At 37.9% G+C, this 23,536-nt stretch carries 21 protein-coding genes and 1 riboswitch; of the genes, 6 read left to right on the plus strand and 15 right to left on the minus strand.

The window, feature by feature from the left end:
- Positions 1–175: 175 nt before the first annotated feature.
- Together mnmL and mnmM are read left to right on the plus strand one after the other, a co-directional pair.
- Entirely contained in the window at positions 176–1,141 is a 966-nt protein-coding gene (gene mnmL, locus T323_RS0101450) for a tRNA modification radical SAM protein MnmL/YtqA (protein WP_026671703.1), read from the plus strand.
- The gene (mnmM, locus tag T323_RS0101455; RefSeq protein ID WP_026671704.1) at positions 1,138–1,716 is read left to right on the plus strand and encodes a tRNA 5-(aminomethyl)-2-thiouridylate-methyltransferase MnmM; all 579 of its coding nucleotides are present in this window, start codon (positions 1,138–1,140) and stop codon (positions 1,714–1,716) included. The genes mnmL and mnmM overlap by 4 nt, the downstream gene beginning before the upstream one ends.
- 13 nt (positions 1,717–1,729) lie before the next feature.
- On the opposite strand, the gene tbcS is transcribed toward mnmM, so the two are convergent.
- Positions 1,730–2,785, minus strand: coding sequence for a tetraprenyl-beta-curcumene synthase (tbcS, locus tag T323_RS0101460; RefSeq protein ID WP_026671705.1), 1,056 nt, complete (start codon positions 2,783–2,785; stop codon positions 1,730–1,732).
- Positions 2,786–2,806: 21 nt separating this feature from the next.
- Positions 2,807–3,583: an alpha/beta hydrolase gene (locus T323_RS0101465; RefSeq protein WP_026671706.1), complete on the minus strand. Its 777-nt coding sequence runs from the start codon at positions 3,581–3,583 to the stop codon at positions 2,807–2,809.
- A 90-nt stretch (positions 3,584–3,673) separates the two neighbouring features.
- Here T323_RS0101465 and T323_RS0101470 point away from each other — a divergent pair, with 90 nt between their 5' ends.
- From T323_RS0101470 to T323_RS0101480, 3 genes are all read left to right on the plus strand, one after another.
- Entirely contained in the window at positions 3,674–4,189 is a 516-nt protein-coding gene (locus T323_RS0101470) for a gamma carbonic anhydrase (RefSeq protein ID WP_026671707.1), read from the plus strand.
- Positions 4,190–4,436: 247 nt separating this feature from the next.
- Entirely contained in the window at positions 4,437–4,982 is a 546-nt protein-coding gene (locus T323_RS25620; RefSeq protein ID WP_035177219.1) for a phosphatase PAP2 family protein, read from the plus strand.
- 13 nt (positions 4,983–4,995) lie between these two features.
- Positions 4,996–6,144 (plus strand): glycosyltransferase family 4 protein, encoded by a 1,149-nt coding sequence (locus T323_RS0101480; protein ID WP_026671708.1) that lies wholly within the window; start codon positions 4,996–4,998, stop codon positions 6,142–6,144.
- Positions 6,145–6,439: 295 nt separating this feature from the next.
- Here T323_RS0101480 and T323_RS0101490 read toward each other — a convergent pair whose 3' ends face one another.
- The 3 genes from T323_RS0101490 to T323_RS25625 form a co-directional block, all read right to left on the minus strand.
- Positions 6,440–7,426 (minus strand): beta-ketoacyl-ACP synthase III, encoded by a 987-nt coding sequence (locus tag T323_RS0101490; RefSeq protein ID WP_373279310.1) that lies wholly within the window; start codon positions 7,424–7,426, stop codon positions 6,440–6,442.
- A gap of 325 nt (positions 7,427–7,751) precedes the next feature.
- Positions 7,752–8,954, minus strand: coding sequence for a methionine adenosyltransferase (gene metK / locus T323_RS0101495; RefSeq protein ID WP_026671711.1), 1,203 nt, complete (start codon positions 8,952–8,954; stop codon positions 7,752–7,754).
- 166 nt (positions 8,955–9,120) lie between these two features.
- Positions 9,121–9,236: riboswitch (SAM riboswitch) on the minus strand.
- Between the two features lie 83 nt (positions 9,237–9,319).
- Positions 9,320–9,643 carry a hypothetical protein gene (locus T323_RS25625; protein ID WP_051556289.1) on the minus strand — a complete coding sequence of 108 codons (324 nt, stop codon included), beginning with the start codon at positions 9,641–9,643 and terminating at the stop codon, positions 9,320–9,322.
- A gap of 173 nt (positions 9,644–9,816) precedes the next feature.
- Between T323_RS25625 and pckA the strand changes: the two genes are divergently transcribed.
- A complete protein-coding gene (gene pckA / locus T323_RS0101505; RefSeq protein WP_051556290.1) occupies positions 9,817–11,379 on the plus strand; it encodes a phosphoenolpyruvate carboxykinase (ATP) in 1,563 nt (520 codons plus the stop codon).
- A 974-nt stretch (positions 11,380–12,353) separates the two neighbouring features.
- Here the strand turns inward: pckA and T323_RS0101520 are convergent.
- The 10 genes from T323_RS0101520 to T323_RS27725 all read right to left on the minus strand — a co-directional run bounded on the left by T323_RS0101520 (position 12,354) and on the right by T323_RS27725 (position 23,504).
- Positions 12,354–13,148 carry an alpha/beta hydrolase family protein gene (locus tag T323_RS0101520; protein WP_026671714.1) on the minus strand — a complete coding sequence of 265 codons (795 nt, stop codon included), beginning with the start codon at positions 13,146–13,148 and terminating at the stop codon, positions 12,354–12,356.
- Positions 13,145–13,633, minus strand: coding sequence for an RNA deprotection pyrophosphohydrolase (ytkD, locus tag T323_RS0101525; RefSeq protein ID WP_026671715.1), 489 nt, complete (start codon positions 13,631–13,633; stop codon positions 13,145–13,147). Before ytkD ends, T323_RS0101520 begins: the two co-directional genes overlap by 4 nt.
- A 58-nt stretch (positions 13,634–13,691) precedes the next feature.
- Positions 13,692–14,888 (minus strand): bacillibactin exporter BcbE, encoded by a 1,197-nt coding sequence (gene bcbE / locus T323_RS0101530; protein ID WP_026671716.1) that lies wholly within the window; start codon positions 14,886–14,888, stop codon positions 13,692–13,694.
- Between the two features lie 140 nt (positions 14,889–15,028).
- Entirely contained in the window at positions 15,029–15,514 is a 486-nt protein-coding gene (locus tag T323_RS0101535) for a YwpF family protein (RefSeq protein ID WP_026671717.1), read from the minus strand.
- A 58-nt stretch (positions 15,515–15,572) separates the two neighbouring features.
- Complete coding sequence (locus T323_RS28650; RefSeq protein ID WP_156942361.1) at positions 15,573–15,737, minus strand: hypothetical protein; 165 nt, start codon at positions 15,735–15,737, stop codon at positions 15,573–15,575.
- Between the two features lie 52 nt (positions 15,738–15,789).
- Positions 15,790–16,962, minus strand: coding sequence for a MalY/PatB family protein (locus tag T323_RS0101545; RefSeq protein WP_156942362.1), 1,173 nt, complete (start codon positions 16,960–16,962; stop codon positions 15,790–15,792).
- 16 nt (positions 16,963–16,978) lie between these two features.
- Positions 16,979–17,173 (minus strand): protein YkzS, encoded by a 195-nt coding sequence (gene ykzS / locus T323_RS0101550; RefSeq protein ID WP_026671719.1) that lies wholly within the window; start codon positions 17,171–17,173, stop codon positions 16,979–16,981.
- Between the two features lie 97 nt (positions 17,174–17,270).
- On the minus strand, positions 17,271–17,417 hold the full coding sequence (locus tag T323_RS28655) for a hypothetical protein (protein ID WP_156942363.1): 147 nt from the start codon (positions 17,415–17,417) through the stop codon (positions 17,271–17,273).
- 11 nt (positions 17,418–17,428) lie between these two features.
- The gene (locus T323_RS0101560) at positions 17,429–17,668 is read right to left on the minus strand and encodes a hypothetical protein (RefSeq protein ID WP_026671720.1); all 240 of its coding nucleotides are present in this window, start codon (positions 17,666–17,668) and stop codon (positions 17,429–17,431) included.
- Positions 17,669–18,416: 748 nt separating this feature from the next.
- Positions 18,417–23,504 (minus strand): carbohydrate binding domain-containing protein, encoded by a 5,088-nt coding sequence (locus T323_RS27725; RefSeq protein WP_051556291.1) that lies wholly within the window; start codon positions 23,502–23,504, stop codon positions 18,417–18,419.
- Positions 23,505–23,536 lie beyond the last annotated feature (32 nt).

Raw genomic sequence — 23,536 nt, forward strand, 5'->3', positions numbered from 1 at the left:
CTTATTTTTTCTCTTCTTTTTCTCTTATTTCGATTCTCTAAGTAAAATAGTATGCAATTCACCTTGAAATAGCAATCTTTTTTTACTAGTGTTTCCATTCGTGATCCTTACGCTTTTATGATATAGTAAACACCGAGCTTTCCTATTCTTCATTCGTTAAGAAAGGTGATGTAAAGTGAATCAAAACCAACCTGTCCCACTCCGTTTCGGGGACAAGCGTTATCATACATGGAATTACCATTTACGTAATGAATTTGGTGAAAAAGTTTTTAAAGTGCCACTAGATGGTGGCTTTGATTGTCCAAATCGAGATGGAGCGGTTGCTAGTGGTGGCTGTACGTTTTGCAGTGAACGAGGGTCTGGTGATTTTGCAGGGGACCGGAAAGACGATGTCATTACTCAATTTCATACAATTAAAGATAAAATGCATCAAAAATGGAAAACAGGAAAGTACATCGGTTACTTTCAAGCGTATAGCAACACTTATGCTCCTGTAGAAGAACTGAAAGAAATGTTTGAAGCCATTTTAGAACAAGAAGGTGTCGTCGGTTTATCGATTGCGACACGACCCGACTGTTTACCTGATGATGTCGTCGAATACTTAGCCGATTTAAATAAACGAACGTATTTATGGGTCGAACTTGGACTTCAAACGGTCCATGAACGAACAGCCCTACTTATTAACCGTGCGCATGACTATCAATGTTATATCGATGGAGTAAATAAATTAAGAAAACACAATATCCGAATTTGCTCCCATATCATTAATGGGCTTCCACTCGAATCAACGGATATGATGTTACAAACTGCAAAGGAAGTCGCAAAACTCGATGTGCAAGGCATTAAAATTCACCTCCTTCATTTAATGAAGCGTACTCCAATGGTCAAGCAATATGAAAAGGGCTTAGTGGAATTTATGGATTTTCAAGAATACGTTAACCTTGTCGTAGACCAAATTGAAATTTTACCGCCTCAAATGATCATTCATCGCTTAACTGGAGATGGACCGGCTGATCTAATGATTGGTCCGATGTGGAGTTTAAAAAAATGGGAAGTATTAAATGCAATCGAGGCTGAATTAGAACGACGGGATTCTTGGCAAGGAAAGTTTTATAAAAAAGAGACGGTGGAGCTTCCATGAATGTGTTAGGCATCTTGCCGTTTGCTCGATTTTTACTTCAATCTTGTTTATCAGAAGGAGACATTGCCGTCGATTGTACAGTTGGCAATGGACATGATACTGTTTTCCTCTCAACTCTTGTAGGACAAACAGGAGAAATATATGGATTTGACATACAACAAGCAGCCATAAGGCAAACAAAAGAGCGGTTGAACAAAGAAAACATAAACACACCTGTTCATCTTTTTTGTCAAGGGCACGAAAAACTTAAAGACTTTATTCCTTCTTCGCTTCACGGGAAAGTAAAAGGGGCGATCTTTAATCTTGGTTATTTGCCAGGCGGCGACAAAACTATTGTCACTACCGGAGTGACGACGATTCAAGCGATTCAAGCATTGCTTGATATTATGGCACCTGGTGGCATTATCGTAACCGTCATTTATCACGGTCATCAACAAGGACAAGAAGAAAAAAATGATGTCGTCTCGTTTGTAAAACGGCTTCCACAAGAACAAGCACATGTTCTCCACTATGAATTTATTAACCAAAAAAACAATCCACCATTTATCGTGGCCATTGAAAAAAGAAAGGGATAGAAACAAGAAGTTTCTATCCCTTTCTTCGATAAATCCAGCCATTTACGTAAAAGAAAAAGGTCGACATTCCGCCTAAACGGATAAATTGTTTCGCCGTTTTTTTCACTGACTTTTGTGTTTGAACTTTTTCATCGGCTAAATAAATAGCAAGTAGTCCTTTATTTATTAAGTGATGAAACTTTGAATCCGGAAGTCTTTTAATGCTTTCATTTGCCTGGTCAACAAAGATACGAAAGCGATCAATTAATTTTTTTTCGGACTCATAATAAAAACAAAAATTCAAGTCCCCTCCTTGTTTATCTTCTTCTTGGTCGACAAAATAATCCAGTAAGATATGTAACCCTTGTACCCAAGGAAAATAGCCTTCTTTAATTTTCTTTATGTCATCGTTCGTCAGGAATTCATTTTGCGCATATGCAACTAAGCAAAAAATTCCTAATGTCGAGCCAGTACATGCAGAAAACTCATACCAACTCATCTGTGGGAATGCTTGACTGTGTTTGGCAAACCAATTTTCTAACAATCGAACTCGCTCTTCCTGTTTTACATGCTTGTAAACTTGTAAGTCACAATAGTAATCACATAACTCGGAAATAACGGGAAAAATTTTAGGAAAAGATGGTAATGTGCTTGCTACTTCTTGACACGTTTCAACCAGCGCTTGCAAATAGCCTCCATCATCTTGATCCTGACGATACCGATAATAATTAACTGTTGGTGTACCAGGACGTAGGGCATGTTGCATTGATTCATGTAACGCACGGAAATCATTGGGGTCAAAGGACGTGCTTCGGTCACAAAGATTATCTAAATAATCACTTATCGTTTGATAAGCAACAATAAATCGTATAACGTCTTCCTTTCGTTCTTGTCCGAGCAACCCATAAATTCCGCCACCTTCACAATGAAACGTTTTTGTTTGAATACTCATTAATGCTTGTGTCCTAAGTTCTTCATTTGGAATGTCGGTTGCTTTCTGCTTCCAACCTTGTAAATAATGATGTACACTTGGTATGACATCTTTATATATACTATACATTAATGTCCATGGTTGTGTTGGCACCGTCACTAAAGCAACCTCCTTTACGATTTATAGATGTAAATTAACAAATTGACTTGCATAAAGAAAGACATCCCCACGTTCTGGCTCGTTAAACACTTCGTGATATAATCCTTCCCACTCTTTGTACGTTTTTTCTTGAATAGATATAGAATCAAACCATTTCTGTACTGCATATTTACTTACAATATAGTCTTCCCCAGCTTGTAAAACTAATAACGGAATATTTGGAAATGACTCTGCTTCCTCCATACTTTTTCGAATGGCTTTTTGTAGTTCCTGATACCATCGTAAAGATACTTTTGTAACGCGTAGTTCATCTTTCACATACGCTTCCCGTATTTCTTCATTTCTCGTTCCATAACGACTATCACCACCGGACTTTGCTAGCATTTGTGGTGTGATTCGATGAAACGTTTTTGCTAATAACTGCTTTGATTTCGAAGGTGGATTGGCCAGTCCTAAGCAAGGCGAAGATAAAATAATACCTTGTACATGAATTCTCGTTGACAAGACAGTTCGAATCGTAACGAGTCCACCCATACTATGTCCCAATAAAAAAATCGGAACATCATATTTCATACTTTCATTGTACCAAGAAACAACAGTGTCTACGTATTGCGAAAAAGATTGGATATGTCCACGCTTTCCTCTTGTTTTTCCTTGACCAGGAAGATCACCCATAATAACATTACAACCTAATTCATTCCACTTCTTTGCCAACCACTTATATCGACCATGATGCTCACCTGCTCCATGAACAATCACAATGACAGCACGTGGTTGTTCAACTTCCCACTTCCACATCGTACTTCCCCCTAACTCCATTCTCTCCTATTCTTTTTCCCTCTCTTTTGCTACACTTAACATAGAATTTGTCAGAAAGGGTGTTGGTCGTTGATCTATCCATATAAAAATCATGTTCCTCTCATTGCAGACTCTGCCTTTATCGCTGATTATGTGACGATAACAGGCGATGTTACAATCGGTAAACATTCAAGTATTTGGTTTAATACAAGTATACGAGGTGATGTGTCTCCAACGAAAATCGGAGACCGTGTTAATATTCAGGATAATTGTGTTCTTCACCAAAGTCCTGCTTATCCTCTTATTATAGAAGATGATGTTACCGTTGGACATCAAGTAATCTTACATAGCTGCACATTAAAAAAGAACGCCCTTATTGGTATGGGTTCCATTATACTAGACGGAGCAGAAATTGGGGAAGGGGCTTTTATCGGTGCGGGGAGTCTTGTTCCACAAGGAAAAACGATTCCTCCACATTCACTTGCTTTTGGTCGCCCTGCTAAAGTTGTCCGTCAACTAAATGAAGAAGATAAAATAGATATGGCCCGGATTCGTCGAGAATATGTGGAAAAAGGTCAGTACTACAAAAGCTTGCAAACAAAATAATGAATGTTAAGCTGTCGTGATTAGCTCGACAGCTTTTTTGCGCATCAAAATGTTATACCCCGATCTCTCACCTCTAGTTTAGACCTAAAAATGTTGTCTAATCACGTAAATTTTTCGAGAATTCTTTTAAGACTTCTTTACTTTTCATTTTCACAATTTTCACAATGCCTTGATATTCTCAAAACATTTGCATGTTACGATTAACATAGAAAAAGGAGATAATTTCACAAAGAAACGGGGGATATTGGTGGAACGTTCAAAAGCATGGTTGTACAAAACAGATTGTCATTTGTTTTATCTATGTAATGAAAAAATTCGCTCTTATTTGCTCTTTAAAATGATGGGGACTATTACTCACCTTGGGGGAGCAACAGCAACAATTCTCTCCGTCGTTATTTTAAGCCTAATTAATAATCCAATCATTCGTCCATTGGCAATTGCTTCTGCAGTATCACTTGTCTTTAGTCATATTATTGTTTCTATTATAAAAAAAGGGATTCCCCGATTACGTCCATATATTGTTCTTCCTAATGCAAATGTTGTTGACAACCCATTTAAAGACCACTCTTTTCCATCTGGACACACAACAGCAATTTTTTCGGTCACAACGCCATTTATGCTCATTCTCCCATTCACAATCGTAATATTATTACCTTTGGCTATCCTTGTTGGACTGTCCCGCATCGTTTTAGGTCTTCATTATCCGTCTGACGTTATAGCAGGAGCTTTGTTAGGAACAAGCAGTGCACTTGGAATCGTTTATTTATGTCAAACAGTATTTAACCTGTTTTAGGAGGGTTGAGCAAATGAAAATAGCGCTTTTTACTGATACGTACGCTCCCCAAGTAAATGGAGTTTCAAAAACATTACAGCGACTCGTGAACCATTTTGAACATAGAAATGTCGCTTACCAACTTTTCGTACCCGAATGTATCGAAAAAACAGATTTGTTTAGCACAAACATCCAAACATTTTTCAGCTTACCATTTTTCTTATATCCAGAGTGCCGTATGGCGGTCCCTAATCCATTTATTATTCGCCAGCAAATGAACGAATTTAAACCCGATTTAATTCACATTACAACTCCATTTAACATTGGGTTAAGCGGATTACACTACGGCAAAAAATTAAACATCCCTATGGTTGGCTCTTACCACACTCACTTTGACCACTACTTAAAATATTACAAACTTTCATTAATGTCCGAATGGCTTTGGAAATATTTACGCTGGTTTTACTCTCACTTTTCCAAAACCTTTGTACCCTCTCACGAAACAAAAACTCACTTATTACAAAAAGGATTTTCTAATCTTGATTTATGGACACGAGGTGTAGACTGTAATCAATTTCAACCTCAGCAAAAAGACAACTCCATTTATGAGCGTTTCAAAATCAAGGACAAATTTATTTTATTATATGTTGGGCGTATGGCACCTGAAAAAGATTTAGATACAATGCGAGAGATCATGGTAAAAATTCCTACACCACTCAAAGATAAAATTCATTGGATTTATGTTGGTGACGGTCCAATGTTACCTGAGATGAAACAAGAATTCAGTGAAAACGTCACATATACTGGCTATCTTAAAGGAAAGGATCTCGCCTCGATTTATGCAGTTGCAGATTTGTTTGTGTTCCCGTCTACTACTGAAACATTTGGCAATGTTGTGTTAGAATCTTTAGCTTCAGGTACTCCAGCCATCGTAGCAAATGCTGGCGGGGTAAGAGAAATTGTTCAACATCATAAAACTGGAATGGTTTGTGAGGCAAAAAATGCATCCTCGTTTATTTCTGCAATCGAGCAACTCCTTGCTAATCAAGGCAAGCGCCTTCAAATGAGTTACGAAGCGAGAGCCTATGCCAAAACACAATCTTGGGAAAGTATCTTTGATAATCTTCTTCAACAATATGAGCTTGTCTATTACAACTCAAAATCACAAGTTCAATTCGCATAACATTAAGAAAAACGCGGGAGCGTCTTTTCTTTTCAAGCGAAGTGCGGAGCCCTGCCCGCTTTTGACAGTGAACCCCAAGTGCTCTTCTTGGGGTGAAACGCGCAGGTGCGCAGCCTTCGCTCTTCTAGAGTAAACTTTCAAAGCTTCATTGCTATACTAAATTTTTGTACTTTCTTATCTTTTAAGAAAAACGCGGGAGCGTCTTTTCTAGAATAGCTTTCAAAGCTCCACTGCTTTCTTATATGTTTTAAAAAAAGGATGTTCCAAAAGGATAACAACCTTCTGGAACATCCTATTAATATTGCATCAATAGTGAACCCCAAACAAGGCCACCTCCAAATGCCGTATGCATGACAAGATCTCCTCGTTTTATCCTTCCTTCTTTTACTGCAAGGTCAAAAGCTAAAGGAATAGTTGCAGATGAATTATTTCCATAATATTTAATATTCGAAATGACTTTTTCTAGTGGAAACTCAAGTTGATTTGCAACCGCCTCTATAATACGCTGGTTAGCTTGATGAGGAATAATCCAGTCTATTTCATCTTGTTCATATCCTGTTACTGTTAATGTATCTTTCACTGTTTTTGACATCGCTTGAACCGCAAGCTTAAAGATTTTTCTCCCATCCATTGCAATGCCTTTTTCATAGCTTTCAGAGTAGGGGTGTTTGCTTCCACCGTGTGGAACATATAATGCTTCTACATGTTCACCATTTGAATGGATGGCAGAATAAATAACTCCTTTATGTTCAGCTTTTTCTTCCGACCTACTAAGGACAAATGCACCTGCTCCATCACTAAACAAAATACAAGTAGAACGGTCTGTATAATTCGTTAGCTTCGATAAAGTATCTGCCCCTACTACGAGAACATGTCGATGTTTTCCCGCTTTGATGTACATCTCAGCAATTTGTAATGCTGTAATAAAACCAACACAAGTCGCATTTACATCAAATGAACCGACTTCACGACACCCTAGTCGCTCTTGCAATTGACAAGCAACCGCAGGAAATGGATAGTCTGGGGTAACCGTTCCAACAATAATTAAATCAATGTCTTCAGCTTGAAGATTAGCATCAGCAATCGCTCGCTTTGCCGCTTCAAACGCTAAATCCGACGTCGTTTCATCTGCTTCTGTTATCCTCCGTTCTGAAATGCCTGTTCTTGTTACAATCCACTCATCATTAGTTTCCACCATTTGTTCTAAATCAAAATTAGTTAACCTCTTGTGTGGAGCAAAGGAACCTGTACCGGACACAACTGCTTTATACAATGTCGTCACCCCTATTTTTATTACCTGGTCTTAGTAACAGATTATAACATAAAATCTTTAAACTCACTATAGTTATAATGACCGAAAATTCCAAAGAAATTGGTTTGTTTTTTATAAATTATTTGTTTAAGGGTTCATCATTTTTTTACCAAACCTTTAGTAACTCTTTTTGCTTTGTTTTAGAAGTCTTCTATTAGACAGTTTTCTTCGGTTTTGCTCTTATTTTGTCCAATCCCTTCTATTGGACACTTCTCTTCGGTTTTGTACGCTTTTTGTCTTTTAGAAACAAAAAGCCCCATTCTTATATATAAGAATGAGACTTTTTTATAACAGTTTATAGCGCTAATTGACTTAATAATTCCGCTTTATCCGTTCTTTCCCAAGGAAGATCAATGTCATTTCTTCCAAAATGTCCATACGCAGCCGTTTGTTTATAAATCGGTCTACGTAAATCTAGCATGTTAATAATACCAGCTGGACGAAGATCAAAATTATCTCTCACAAGAGAAACTAACGTATCTTCACTTACTTTCCCTGTACCAAACGTGTCAATCGCAATCGATACCGGTTGCGCTACTCCAATAGCATATGCTAATTGAACTTCACATCTATCAGCTAAACCAGCGGCTACAATGTTCTTAGCAACATATCGTGCAGCATATGCTGCAGAACGGTCTACTTTAGTCGGATCTTTACCAGAGAATGCTCCCCCACCGTGACGAGCATAGCCACCATAAGTATCAACGATAATTTTTCTGCCTGTTAATCCTGCGTCACCTTGTGGTCCACCAATTACAAAACGCCCTGTTGGATTGATGAAATATTTCGTTTCCTCATCAATTAAATGCTCAGGTACAACATAAGAAATCACGTGTTCTTTTAAATTTCTTTGAATTTGTTCAAGCGTTACTTCAGGGTGATGTTGAGTAGAAATAACGATCGTATCAATCCGAACCGGAGTATTGTTTTCATCGTATTCTACAGTAACTTGCACTTTTCCATCCGGACGTAAATAAGGTAAAATTTCTTCTTTTCGCACTTCAGTTAAACGACGGGCTAACTTATGTGCTAAAGAAATCGGTAACGGCATAAGTTCGTCCGTTTCATTGTCAGCATAACCAAACATTAACCCTTGGTCTCCTGCTCCAATTGCTTCAATTTCTGCATCAGTCATGGACCCTTCTCTTGCTTCTAAAGCTTGGTTCACACCTTGAGCGATATCTGGTGATTGCTCATCAATCGATGTTAATACTGCACAAGTTTCATAATCAAAGCCGTACTTTGCTCTTGTGTACCCAATCGATTTAATTGTTTCTCGAACAATTTTTGGAATGTCGACATATGTACTTGTTGTAATTTCTCCAGCAACAAGTACTAATCCAGTTGTAACAGATGTTTCACAAGCCACACGAGCATTTGGGTCATTTGTTAAAATTGCATCTAAAATTGCATCGGAAATTTGGTCACAAATTTTATCTGGGTGTCCTTCCGTAACTGATTCAGATGTAAACAAACGACGTCTTTTCTTTTCTCCCATAAAACAGTATCCTCCTTTGCACATCGAAAGTCGAAACGTTCCTTCTTAGGATGCACTAAAATTTGATACGGCACTCATTCCCACTTTTGTGAGCTTAAAACGTGTCAGTGTATAACCATAAAACCCTTTTCCTATGAGGAAAAGGGTTGAAATCATCACCTTTCGCCTCTTATCTTTCAAGGCAAATGCCTTGCAGGTTAGCACCTTTACACAACTGAAGCAACAGAAGTGTTGGTTGCTGGGTTTCTTCGGGCCTGTCCCTCCACCAACTCGGGATAAGAGTTCCGTTCGCGACATATCATATCGTAGTTAGTGAAAGATGTCAACCTTTACCGATTGACATCCTCAAAAACATACCATTTCTATTAATACGGTGTGTCGAAATCATTTCTTCTTCTTTGTTCTTCTTCCTGACGAACTTCTTCTCTAATTCTCATTCGTAACAGCTCATCTTGGTTATCTCTTGGTTTTACTTGACTATAAACACCACTTGCTGTTAACCCTATGACGAGTGCGACAAGTAATTCATTTCCCCATTCACGAGGTATAAACCATAGTATTGAAGAAATACCAATGGCAAGTAATGCCCGATATTTCTTATCAATGGAAAATGCGTTACCAATTACAGTAACTAATGCAGCAACAACAGCAGCCACTGTTGCTAAATCCAACATTGTCACACCTTCCATTCAATCCCCTCCTTCAACACTATCTTATGCATGATCTTATCATTTAGGAACTTTAACTTCATTTTTCCTATTGTCATGCACATATAAAAAGAAAAACAATAATATAGTATGGACTATTCATTTTAATGTGTTATACTAATTACAAAATTAAAACCTTTTTGGGGGGTTCTTGTATGATTCAATCTGCAATAAAGACAAATAAACGATTTAATAATGCATTATATGATTTACCAATCTCTGCTTTGGTTGAAAAAGCACTTTTTCGAAATGAAGGTTCATTAACTTCAACAGGCGCCCTCCGTGTAGATACAGGTAAATACACTGGACGTTCGCCAAAAGATAAATTTATTGTGACCGAAAAAGAAACGAAAGACCATATTGAATGGGGTTCTGTGAACCAACCAATGGAAAAAGATACATTTCAAGCTCTATTCGAAAAAGTAATGGATCATCTAAACAAACAAGAAGAAATCTTCATATCAACTGGATATGCTGGAGCCGATTCTAAATATCAACTTCCGATCTCTGTCATTACCGAGTTTGCATGGCACAATTTATTTGCGCGGCAGCTTTTTATTCGTCACTCTTCAAATCCGAAAGCGAATGAACCGTTTACTGTTATCTGTGCACCGACATTTAAAGCATCTCCATCCATTGACGGAACAAATTCTGAAGCCTTCATTATTATATCTTTTGAAGAAAAAATTGTATTAATCGGCGGGACTGAATATGCAGGGGAAATGAAAAAGTCGATTTTTTCTGTAATGAATTATCTACTACCGAAACAGCATGTTTTATCAATGCACTGTTCAGCCAATGTTAGCACAGAAGGAGATGTCGCTTTATTTTTCGGATTATCTGGTACTGGGAAAACGACGTTATCAGCAGATCCTACACGACAATTAATCGGTGATGACGAACATGGCTGGTCTGCGAATGGTGTATTTAACATTGAAGGTGGATGTTATGCAAAGTGCAGCAATCTTTCCTATGAAAAAGAACCACAAATTTGGAATGCAATCCGATTCGGTTCGGTTTTAGAAAATGTTATCGTCCACCCTAGAACAGGAGAACCTGATTATGATGATACTTCGTTAACGGAAAATACAAGAGCTGCCTATCCACTAGAGTCTATTCCAAATGCTCTCGTTCCGAGTATTGCAGGACACCCAACAACCATTATTTTTTTAACGGCTGATGCGTTCGGGGTATTACCGCCTATCAGTAAACTAACGAAAGAACAAGCGATGTACCATTTCTTATCTGGTTATACGAGTAAGCTAGCAGGGACAGAAAGAGGAGTCACTTCACCCGAAGCAACATTTTCAACATGTTTTGGGGCACCTTTTTTACCATTACCAGCAAAGGATTACGCAGAAATGTTAGGGAAAAAAATTGCCGAGCATAATGTTCAAGTTTTTCTTGTCAATACAGGCTGGACTGGCGGACCTTATGGTACAGGTGAACGAATTCGCTTACAATATACTCGAGCAATGATCCAAGCAGCTTTACATGGTGAATTTAACTCGACAGAAACAACAGTCGAACCATATTTCAACCTCCATGTTCCTACTCATTGTCCAGGAGTACCAGATGCTATTTTACAACCAATGTCGACTTGGAGTGATAAAGAAGCATATCATAAAAAAGCTAAGGAACTAACGTATAAATTTAAAGACAACTTTAAGAAATTTAACCAAGTAAGTGAATCAATAAAAAAAGCAGGACCACAATAAGAAAAACGCGGGAGCGTCTTTTCTTTCAAGCGAAGTGCGGAGCCCTGCCCGCTTTTAAAAGTGAACCCAAAGTGCTTTTATTGGGTGAAACGCGCAGGTGCGCAGCCTTCGCTCTCCTTGAATAAGCTTTCAAAGCTTCACTGCTACACCAAAATTTTTATACTCCCTCATTTTAAGAAAAACTGAGTGAGGAAACCCACCTCACTCAGTCCTTTTTTTCCTGCAAATCTGAAAGCCTGTACTCTACTCCATGTACCCCTTTATCATACTCAGGATACATTTCTCCTCTACAAGTTTCACAGGAAAGCATTGGTGGTGTCATCGGATTGCCACCATCCATTAAATCAAAAGGTATCTTTCCCTTTTCATGACACACTAATCAAACATAGCTGATAGAAGCCTTCTATTGGACACTTCTCTCCAGGGGACCCATCCCATTTGTATGAAGGACACTTTCGCTTCGTTTTCTCCTTCTTTTGTCCTTCATCACCTTTATGAAGGACACTTTTGCTTCGCTTGCTCCTCATTTTGTCCTTCATCGCCTTTATGAAGGACACTTTCGCTTCGTTTTCTCCTTCGTTTGTCCTTCATCGCCTTTATGAAGGACACTTTCGCTTCGTTTTCTCCTTGTTTTGTCCTTCATCGCTTTTATGAAGGACACTTTTGCTTCGTTTTCTCCTTGTTTTGTCCTTCACCACTGTATTAATAACAACGGCTATATTTGCATTTAAAGAAGTTTGACGTGTTCGTTTCATAATAATTATAAAAAGCTAAGAAAAACGCGGAGCGTCTTTTCTTTCAAGCGAAGTGCGGAGCCCTGCCCGCTTTTGAAAGTGAATCCTAAGTGCTCTTCTCGGGGTGAAACGCGCAGGTGCGGAGCACTCGCTCTTCTAGACTAAGCTTTCAAAACTTCACTGCTATACCAAAATTTTTATCTTTTAAAAAAGACACTAAAAAGGTGGCTGTTTCCACTTTTAGTGTCTTCTTTCTATAGTCGGTTGTTGTTTCATCCAACTTCCAATATCTCGTATTAACTTTCGATTATCCGGTTCGGGGAAATAATGAGTAAATAAAGGAAAATACCACGTTTCCACTTGTTTCCTTTTCTCTGTTAATGCTTGTTCCAATCGATAAGCATGTTCTATGGACACATGCTCATCAAGCAATCCATGGATAATACATACGGGTGCCTTTATATTTTCTATTGTCCTTAATGGAGTTCGCCAATCATATCTTTCAGGGTATTTTGTTGGTGTTCCAATTACACGCTTCATCATTTTCCGCAAATCTACTCTTTCTTCATACGTTAACCTCATATCGGTTACACCATTCCAACACACAACAGAGGTTGCTTCTTGTAACGCCATGGCAGTGAATAACGCCATGACACCGCCTCTTGAAAATCCGATAATATGAAGACCTTTCGTTCTTTCATGTTGCAATAATAGGCGACCGCCATTAATCGCATCCTCTCGGTCATATCCAGCAAAATCCTCTTGTCCTTCTCCACCAAGATTACCACGATAAAAAGGAGCAAACACAATAAAACCAGAGGCTGCATATTGAATTATCCTCGCTTTACGAACCATACCGACACGTTTAATGCCTCCACGTAAATATAAAAGACCAGGTAGAACCTCATTTGTCTGTGGTTCTGCCAGATATCCTTTCACTTGTAAACCACTACTTATATAAGTAACCATAAATAAATCGATAGCAGCATGTGGAGAGGGAATTCGTTGTTTTTTTATGAGAGTCCCATCATTCACGTTAACTCTTCCTTACCCTTAACTAAAGACGCAATTTTATCTTTCGTTTTTTGCCATACCTTATCTTTCATAATGAAACTAAATTGGTCCTGTTCTTTAATATTATTTGGTATTTCGTCAAGCAAGATTGGGCCGTTTGTTTCATAATACGTATCTTTTTTTTCAATCGATTCGATCATAGCAAAGTATATCGATTTTATAATGGTCCTTTCTTTTTCAGAAACCGTATATTGTCCAATGTATTGGATCGACTTAATTTTGGCACCCGTTTCTTCCCATACTTCTCTAGTCGCTGCTTCTTTCGGTTGCTCCCCTTTTTCTATTTTCCCACCTGGAAACTCTAAGCCTCTAGTTGCATGATTTGTTAAAAGCCATTGATTGTTATAGCGACAAATGACCCAAACATGACCAGGTTGTTTTGCCAACGCTTCCGATTCAAAGGTTAACGTTACATTGTGATTATATTCATCATAAAAATGGTCCATTTCCTACACCCTTATTTCGCTTTTCTTTTATTTTAGCACCCCAACTGTAAATGTCTAATTATTCCCCTTCTTGTGGTTTAATTGCAAACAAAGCAATCATAACCGCAATTAAACATACAATAGTATTTGAAATAAATAATAAAGCATGGGAGGCCTTCATTAATAAAGCAAATACAGGTGGACCTAATGCAACACCTAAAAACCTCATACTACTATAGATTGATGTAATAGTCCCTCTTTGCGCTTTTTTAATTCCCTCTGTTACGAGAGCATCAAGACTTGGTAAAGCAATCCCAATGCCAATACCGCTCGCAAACAAGGCTGTAAGTAAAATATAAATATCCTTTGAAAACGAAATCGAGAAAACCGATATCGTTAATAAGCTCAAGCCAAAAACTGTCATCCATTTCATCTTTGTTTTTTCTTCCCCAATTCCTTTTCCTGTTATATAAGAGGATAAACAAAGTGCCGCAAGAGGGATCGCTAAAATAATCCCTTTCTTAATCCCATCAATCCCATGCTCATCTTCAAGCATAGTGGATAAATAAAAGAGCACCCCAAAAATAACAAACATACAGATGCAGCCAATAATAAAAATAGCGTATAACCAACGGCCTTCATTTTTAAAAATCTTTTTAATCGAATGCAAAAATTCCTTAAATGCAACAGGCTTCTTTTTTGCCTTTGGTGTTTTGACAAGAAAAATCATCATAATTAATGAAATCAAACAAAATACAGGAAAAGCAAAAAAGGGCATATACCATATAATCGTTGCCAACGCTGCACCTAATATCGGACTAAGCACTTTTCCAAATGTATTTGATGTTTCGACAACACCTAACCCTTTACTCACTTCACTTTCGTTTTGAAAAACATCTCCTACTAACGGAAGAACAATTGGAAATGCTCCAGCTGCTCCTACTCCTTGTAAAAAGCGACCGACAATAATTAAGAAATAAGGGGATTCCGCTTGCCAAGAAGCAAAACCCGCAATTAAGCCACCAATACCGGCAATAATAAGACTGGGAAGGATGATAGCTTTTCGTCCAAACCGGTCTGAGAGATATCCAGCAATCGGAATTAAAATAATCGCTACAACGGAATAAACAGTAATAATCATACTAACTTGTAGCGATGAAATGTTTAATTCTTTTTCAATTGCAGGTAACACTGGAATTAACATTGAATTACCGAGCGTCATAACTAATGGAATTGAAGCAATAGAGATTAAATCCCATGTTTTTTTCTCTTCCATCACGATTCCCTCACTTTCATGTAACAATCTTAGTATAGATAATCCTAAGGTTTCTATACGATTGAGATACCATCCAGTAAAGGTTAAAAAAGGATGGTTACTCGGTCTTTCTTGACCGTGTCCACCACCCTTCAATCCATTTATTGTGTTGACCCTGTTATTTTCCCTTGGGATTCAACTTGCTTATAAATATTATCAACGATGCGCTGCATTGCTTCGCCCCGTTCACCTTTTCTCTTTTTGAATTCATTTAATAATGCTGTTCCAGAAATTCCCTCTTCTACAATCCCTTGAAGAATCAACTCAATAATTTCATCGCGGTTTATTGCCATATGACCTTCAAGTAAAAAACTCTTTTTCGTTGATAATGTCGTTATTTTTTTTACATCAACGACCATTGTCGCAGGGTAATTATTTTTACTCGTAATTACCACTTCGATAAGAAGGGTTTGTCCTTCTACTGGAGAAAAGTCATCTGTCTCTTCAAATATAGCATCGACAAGCCACTTTTTGTCACCATCTTCCACATCAATGATAAGACCATTTTCAATTGGAATATTTTTTTGAGTGACCCCGTTTTCGTGACCTTCAAATACACGTAATGAAAAAAGCCTGTACGTTTTCACACACATCGCCTCCTGTCTTTCTCTCCATAGCTTTCCCTTTTTTTATTCACTTTACCATTTATGAACTTTTCATCCGCTTATACATATCTTCTAGGCGGCGTTCATGGATCCAATGAACAAATTCTTTTTCCTTTTCAGTTAGGTCACGATGTAATTTACTTTGGAACTCAACTAATAATTCTTCAATAAAATGACTATTTGTCATGGCAACTTTCAACTCCATCTTTTTCCTTACTTAATACAATTATATACAAGAGCTTAATATCCTTTGTTTTTTAGAACTTTTCGTCGTAAGCTTTTTTCAAGCGCTCTAATCCTTCGACTAATGTTTGTTTTGGGCAAGCAATGTTCACTCTTTCAAAGGCTTCTCCTTCTTTTCCAAATACGATACCATGACTTAATGCAAGTTTTCCGCTATCACGCAGCCACTTTTTTCTCTCCATAGAAGATAACTGCAAGTCTGTACAATCTAACCACATTAAATACGTTCCTTCTGGTTCAACAACTTTTATTTTTGGCATGAATTCTTTTACATATTGCTTAACCGTTGTGACATTATTTTCAAGGTATTGCAGTAACTCTTCTAACCAAGGCTCCCCGTTTCGATACGCCGCTTCCATAGCTACAGAGCTAAAATTATTCGTCATGTTCAAAAATTCGTTTCCTAACTGTTGTTCTAACTTCCGTTTATATGATTGGTTTTTAATCACTACGTAAGATGCTTGGATTCCTGCTAAATTAAAGGTTTTACTAGGAGCCAAACATGTAAATGTTCGATTTGCAATTTCCTCAGATAATGTCGCCATCGATGTATGAGTGTGACCAGAAAAAATTAAATCGGCATGTATTTCATCAGAGACAATGAGCAAATTATATTTTATACAAAGATCAGCAAGCCGAGTTAATTCCTCCTTAGACCAGACTCTACCTACTGGATTATGAGGACTGCATAATATAATCATTTTTGTTTGGTCATCAATGATGGATTCTAAATGGTCCAAGTCCATTTTATAACGCTGTCCATCATAAATTAGCGGGTTTTCAATTAATTGTCGATTACCATTTGTAACAACTTTAAAAAATGGGTAATATACAGGAGGTTGAATAACAACTTTTTCGTTAGTTTTTGTAAAGGCTTGAATAATCTGATAAATAGCCGGAACAACTCCTGATGTGTATACAATTTCATTGGGTTGTACCGGAAATGAATATCGCCTTGAAAGCCAATTTATAATCGCTTCATCCAATGATGCTTGTTTATGAGGATAGCCGAATATGCCATGGTCCACTCTTTTTCTGAGCGCTTCAAGAACCGCTTCTGGAGCTTTAAAATCCATATCCGCAACCCATAGTGGTAATAACCCTTCCCCACCATATAATTTATCAACACCGTCCCATTTCATGGAATCCGTTCCAACTCGGTTTATCATATTATCAAAATCAACCATCATTTCACCGTCCTTTTTATTGCTCCGATGTTTTTATGTAAGAATAACGAACAGATCCACCTTTTTGTGCTTGTCCAACAAATTGTTCTCTATCTTCTTGCTCAACTAACACAGCTCGAAAAGGTAAAAAATGCTCTTTTGTAATTTCGACTTCAGGTAATTCACCGTTTCGAAGTTGGTTTAATAGTGCTTGTGCTTCTTGCTCATTCACTTTTGACCCTGCCTTCCCTTTTTCTTCTACTATACCTTTTTTTTCTACTTATGACAGTAATTTCGCTCATGAAAATAGATTTTCATGAGCGAATGTTTTATTTTTTCCCTAGTCGTCGAGCATCGCGGCTAACTTCATCTTGAATATCCGCTTCTACCATTTTTTTTGCGATATCTTTATTCGATTCCTGATGTGGCCTTGGTAGATTTAAGTTTCTGCTTGCTTGCTCATTCCAATCACCCATGAATACACCTCCTATTCTTTACAAACATAAATCATAACGTATTGTTCACATTCCTCATCATCAATATCCACAAAATAATCACAACCTAAATAACGATAAAAATAAAAATTCGGCTTCACTAACCGGTCCGTACAGTTTCGATATTGTAAACCACCAGCTTTCCGAATTAATTCAATAAACGGAATAGGATCTTCAAGCTCATAAGATTTCAAAACCTTTCCATTGGAATCATTCAAAATCTTCACTTCCATTTCACGTTCCCCCTAATCTACTTATCTTATAACTACTCTATGAAAACAAAAAAAAATCATACCATTTTCAAAAAAATATAGAAAAATAGGTTTACCCACTCTATTTTTTGACCATGCTATTTCTAGATAAGTATTATTCTTGTCTATCCCCCTTTTCTTTTTATAAAAGAGACACAACCAAAAGGTGTAGTTTCCTTTTGGTTGTGTCTCTTCTTTTTTTATGAGTGAAGCCAAGGACGGGTTTTAGCCACAAGTTGTTTTTCTTGTGGCTGGCCTCGCGCGGAACACATTAACCAAAAGGCGTAATTTCCTTTTGGTTGTGTCTCTTCTTTTTTTATGGGTGTAGCCAGATAGAGCTTATAAATTCCCCGATACTCCAACTTTCCGATCGCTTCGGACATATGTTCCGTTATTTTACGTTTTGGAGCGCTTTTTCCAACTCGTTCGGACATACGTTCCGCTATTAAGCAAAACAGCCTCTTTTCTTCTAATTATAGTAAAATAACGGAACTGATGTCCGAACGGATAAGGAAACCGTTAGTTTTTCAAGGAATAACGGAATGTATGTCCGTAATAAAATAAGAAAAACGAGGGAGGGTCTTTTCATTTCAAGCGAAGTGCGGAGCCTTCGCTCTTCTAGAATAACCTTTCAAAGCTTCACTGCTATACCAAAATTTTAATGCTTCTTATATGTTAATAAAGCCACTAAAAAGAGTCCTTTCTTTTTAGTGGCCACTATTATTGTTTTTTAAGCTTTTTTTCTTCGATAGACTAGTATAGCAAAACCAATGAGTAACATGGAAAGTCCTACAACCATCCAATTCATTACATTTGTTGCCGTTTTCGGGAGCTTATTATTATCTTTATCTGACTTAGGTGCTTCTCCTGAACTATCGCCATTGTCAGAGTCATCTCCTACACCTGGACTTCCTCCATTGTCTGTGTCATCCCCAGTACCTGGATTTTCTCCATTATCCGTGTCATCCCCAGTACCTGGACTTCCTCCATTATCCGTGTCATCCCCAGTACCTGGACTTCCTCCATTATCTGTGTCATCCCCTACACCTGGACTTCCTCCATTATCCGTGTCATCCCCAGTACCTGGATTTTCTCCATTATCCGTATCTTCACCGTCTCCAGGATTGGGTTCATTTGTCACTTCAAAAGCAGCAAAAATACTAAAATGATTCGTTGCTCCGGTAATGTAGCCTTCCTCGTAAGAGCCGCCATCAAATATCTCTTCCCATTGTTGATCATCTTCATTGAAGTATAAGATTTGAGCTTCACTTACATCTTCAGTGACTTTAAAAGAAAGTGTAACTTCATTTCCTTCTTCAAACGATGAAATTGGCTCTTCTCCTTGTGTTAATGAGAATTTGAAAATATCGCTAACTGCCAATTCTCCATTGACACCTTCACTTAAGAGCTGTTCCATTGTAAATTCAACTGCTCCACTAGAATGTGTAAAGTTTCCAATTGGAATTGTCACTTCAACAACATGGCTATTATCTTCTTCCTTCATAAAACGAATATTAGTTTGTTTCTCTAGTAAAGCGTTAATAATTTCTTGACTTAGAATAACTTTATTCACATTATTCATTAAAATATCAACCGTCTCGTTTTGAATAATGCTTTCTACTGGGATATCAACATGTCCATCTTCAGACGGGACAAAAGGTCCCTTTGGTTGTTCTCCTGGTGAATCAGTATCTTCAATTACTTGAACGAGCCTTACATTATCAAGAACCATTGAATATGGTGTTGTTAACTCTCGGTCTGAGCCTTTTCTTCCTAGCCCAAACATAATTTGGCGAACACCATCCGAACTCACCTCTACGATAGTCTCAAATGTTTGCATTTCATTTGTAACCGTAAATGTTTGAATGGGTGAACCCGCTAATTCAACCGACACCTCTCGCTCTTTTTCAGAACTCATGTCAAATTGAATTTTATACATACCAGCTGTCACGTTCGGGTTTTGCAAGAGTTGAATATGCCACCATTCCCAACCTACTTGCTTCACATCGACGTTTAATTTCCCCTGTTCAACCGAGAAATCTGCAAGACCAGCCCATTGCTCATGCATCCCCATATTAAAAATATTCCAGCCTGGAACAATTTGATCAGGCGCCACGCCAAAGTTGACTGTTGTATCAAATCCGCCATCGATGATTAAGTTCTCGCCAACTTCTTTCCAACGTTTTTCACTCGGTTCTTCTGGTTCAGAAGGAGTTGATGGAGATTCATCATCTGGTTCTGTCACACCTGTCAGTGCTTCTTTTGCTCCCTTTCTTTCTAGACGCACATTATCAAAGAAGACGTCATGAGCATTTAGACTTCCTTGACCAGCCACATTTCCAAGTAAAAATTGTAAGCTTACGCTATCATCTACAGGCATTTCAAACTCATAACTATAGGTTTGCCATGAAGGTGTAAGATCAACAATCGTCTCATAATAACGATGATAAGAAGGAGCCCCATTATCGATGACAACCTCAAGTTTACGATTCACCGAAGAGGAAGCATCAAAATGTATAACATAGTCCTTTCCTGCTAGTAAAGACAATTCTGGTTGAAATAATTGTACATCCCAAGGATGAATTCCAACATTTGCTACGCTTACTTTCGCTTGTTCATTACTAACCTCTACTGTCGCACTTGAGCTATTCCCTTGGTCATGTTCACCTTGTACGTGTTTTTTCCACGGCTCGATCCCTTCAGAAAAGTCACCATTTTTTAATGGGAATGCTTTTTCTCTTTCACCTTTCACTTCTAAACGAACATTATCAATGATCACTTCATGATCGTGTCCAATCGCTGAACTCCCTGTTAATCGTCCAAGTAAAAACTTAAGACCAGTCGTTTGTTCTTGTGTCATTTCAAATTCAAACTGATACGTTTGAACATCTGTTGTAAGAGCTATTTTTTGATTAAAAAATCTTGTATAGCTTGCATTCTCAACGACTACTTCCATGTCACGAGCAACAGACGAAAGAGCATCAAATTGCACGACATAGGTATTTCCTGGCTTTAGCTTTATATTTTCTTGCATGAGCATGACATGCCATGGTTCATATCCTTCGTTTTGAATCGATACTTTCGCTGCTTCCTCTTCAATAAAAACAGACGCTGTTGACGTTCCACCTTCGTGGTCACCTTGGACATGACCAGTCCAATAGTTTATTCCGGAAGCAAAATCACCATTTTTTAATGGAAATATATCATCTAAAGATAGTTTCGTATTGTTATTCGTTAAACGTACCATTTTAATATTGTCTAAAAACACATCATGGTTGTTACCACCAAGATAAAAAACAAGCTGTCCTTCAACATCAGTGACATGGGGCATTGTAAAAGTAAAACTTTTCTCTTCCATTTCTGTAGAAAGATTGATAGTCTGTGAACTTGAATAGTTTACTTCACCATCTTGACTTAATAACGCTACTTCAATCTCTCTATCACCGCTTGCTCTCGCATCAAATGTAATTTTATACTCATCATTTTCAAGTAAATTCATTCCTTTTTGAACAACTTGAACAGCAGAAGTTGACGAGCCACCGTCTGTAATCGCAACATGTAACTCCCTTTTCTCCTCGCTAACGGAAGCTCTCGCATTTCCATCGTTAGTAATAAAGTTCCAAAATGTCATACGGTCGATATTTCCTTGGTCAAATGTACCATTGTACACGTGATTCCCATTGTTTAAAGGTGATTTGGGACCATTCTCATTATATGGATCAACCGCTTCAACTTCTTCTAGTACAACATTCCCAATCCACACCGGATTCGTATTTAACCCAAGATTAAATTCCAATCTCGCTAAAGCATCTGAGTCATGTTGCATTTGAAATACTAAATCATAAGATTGGACTTCATTTGTTAATGCAAAGTTTGGACTTGGTGAATAGCCCGTATATCCTCGTTCGGGTCCTGCTCCCAACTTAACATTCATCGTTCGGTTTTGATTTGATTTCGCATCAAAGCTTAACTTATACCATCTTCCTTTTCCAAGTGTAATATTTTGAATTAATTGCACCGCATATGATTGACTTCCACCATTTATAACATTAACTTTGGCAAAACGTGTACCAGCCACATCTTCAACAGACGCTTGAGCACTTCCGTTAAAATCACTCATAAAAACTAAATTCCAATGGTCCTGATCCCATTGACTATTCATTTCCGTATTGTTACGAATTGTTGTAAATCCATTTTCAAACGTTGGATCATACACATAGTTTCCATTTCTAGGTTGTTTCGTATCACTTGGTAAGTCTTCTACTTCAAAGGCTGGAGGGACAGGTTCCCGATATTCTCTTCCTGTTAGCTCATAGGCTCTGACATATTCGACCTCCACCTGACCAGGGAATGGTGTTGTTGCATCTGGGTTTCCTCCATACCATCCACCAATGGCTAAATTTAAAATAAGATGAAACTCTTGATCAAACGGTGCAGGGTATGCAAAAGGTGCAGGATTTCCAGCACTTGTCGAACTCCAATTATTTAATGTTTGATATAAATTTCCATTCACATACCACCGAATTTCCCCCGGTTCCCATTCTACTGAGTATACGTTAAAGTCTGTAATATCTTGACCTTCCGGAAAATAATAATCTTTCGCTGTATACGTATTATTTGGCCATTGACCACCGTAATGAATTGCTCCACCGATATGGTCTAATCTACCACCAGCGGCTTCCATAATATCAATTTCTCCAGATGCTGCCCAACCACCATAAACATCATGCTCCGGCATCATCCAAAATGCCGGCCAATATCCTTGACCTGCTGGTAGCTTCATTTTCGCTTCAAACTTTCCATATTTTTGACTAAATTTCCCTTGAGTGTGAATTTTCCCTGAAGTGTACTGATAAGTCCCTCTATTATCAGACACTTGTTCTTTCCGTCCTTCTAATATTAAACGTCCATCTTCCACTTTTACATTGTTCTCATGATAATATTGAAGCTCTTCATTTCCCCATCCTGGTACATATGTTCCATCTGGTTGAACAAAGCCATTTCCTGTGTCAATTGTCCATTTTGAAAGGTCTAACTCCTCTCCTTCGAAATTATCCTCCCATGTTAAGCTCCATTCTCCATCCACGAAGCCTGAATCATCATTTTGTTCATGTTCTTCATCTTCGTCTCTTCCTTCATTTTCACCTTGCTCGTTATCGCGAGGTTCTTCATGAATCGGTTCTTCTACCTCATGATCCTCTCTTGGCTGTTCCTGATCTTCTGAGGGAGATAAAGTCGTAATCGTATAAGGTAACATCACTTTTGAAGACTCATTATCGTTACCCATTTTCAAAAGGGCATCCCCATCACCAAAGCGAATCCAGACATCGACTTGAATTCTTCCATTTTCTAATGGCGAAAGTGCGTCTCCTTCAATTTCTAATAGGTTTCTCGTAAATTGTTCATATTCATCATAGACAGCGTTCGTTGCCATAACATCATTTGGTGCTGTTTGCTCTATGCGGTCCCACTGCCCATCCCCATTAAAATCATAGGACACACTGACATCAAGACCCAACCCCGACGTTAAACCTGTTATAGACAACTCAGAAATTGCGTGTTCTAAGTCGTTTTGGACACCATATACCCCTTCAAGTAAGTAAGAAATTTTCTCTTGCGATTTGGGAATTATCTCTTCTACATCTTCTGTGCCTTTATCTGCAGAAAGCAACTTCCTATCATCATGGCGCACTAAATAAAATAGATTTGTAGTTTCATTTTCATCTATGGTTCGTTCGGCAGCATTTGTTAACATACTACTAAAATTAGAACTGATTAATAAAAAGATAAGGAATAAACTAAACCACTTTTTACACATAATTTCCCCTCCATAATATAATGGTAGTCTCC

This window comes from Alkalihalobacillus bogoriensis ATCC BAA-922, assembly GCF_000621445.1.
GTDB lineage: Bacteria > Bacillota > Bacilli > Bacillales > Bacillaceae_F > Bacillus_AO > Bacillus_AO bogoriense.

What these genes read in the sequence shown, in the direction of transcription:
- T323_RS28650 (WP_156942361.1), bottom strand. Translation starts at nt 15,737, where the DNA reads ATGGAGTTGAAAGTTGCCATGACAAATAGTCATTTTATTGAAGAATTA.
- T323_RS0101545 (WP_156942362.1), bottom strand. Translation starts at nt 16,962, where the DNA reads ATGGTTGATTTTGATAATATGATAAACCGAGTTGGAACGGATTCCATG.
- T323_RS27725 (WP_051556291.1), bottom strand. Translation starts at nt 23,504, where the DNA reads ATGTGTAAAAAGTGGTTTAGTTTATTCCTTATCTTTTTATTAATCAGT.
- ytkD (WP_026671715.1), bottom strand. Translation starts at nt 13,633, where the DNA reads ATGGACCATTTTTATGATGAATATAATCACAATGTAACGTTAACCTTT.
- T323_RS0101480 (WP_026671708.1), top strand. Translation starts at nt 4,996, where the DNA reads ATGAAAATAGCGCTTTTTACTGATACGTACGCTCCCCAAGTAAATGGA.
- bcbE (WP_026671716.1), bottom strand. Translation starts at nt 14,888, where the DNA reads ATGGAAGAGAAAAAAACATGGGATTTAATCTCTATTGCTTCAATTCCA.
- metK (WP_026671711.1), bottom strand. Translation starts at nt 8,954, where the DNA reads ATGGGAGAAAAGAAAAGACGTCGTTTGTTTACATCTGAATCAGTTACG.
- pckA (WP_051556290.1), top strand. Translation starts at nt 9,817, where the DNA reads ATGATTCAATCTGCAATAAAGACAAATAAACGATTTAATAATGCATTA.
- T323_RS0101465 (WP_026671706.1), bottom strand. Translation starts at nt 3,583, where the DNA reads ATGTGGAAGTGGGAAGTTGAACAACCACGTGCTGTCATTGTGATTGTT.
- T323_RS25625 (WP_051556289.1), bottom strand. Translation starts at nt 9,643, where the DNA reads ATGGAAGGTGTGACAATGTTGGATTTAGCAACAGTGGCTGCTGTTGTT.
- mnmM (WP_026671704.1), top strand. Translation starts at nt 1,138, where the DNA reads ATGAATGTGTTAGGCATCTTGCCGTTTGCTCGATTTTTACTTCAATCT.
- T323_RS28655 (WP_156942363.1), bottom strand. Translation starts at nt 17,417, where the DNA reads ATGGGTGATTGGAATGAGCAAGCAAGCAGAAACTTAAATCTACCAAGG.
- T323_RS0101560 (WP_026671720.1), bottom strand. Translation starts at nt 17,668, where the DNA reads ATGGAAGTGAAGATTTTGAATGATTCCAATGGAAAGGTTTTGAAATCT.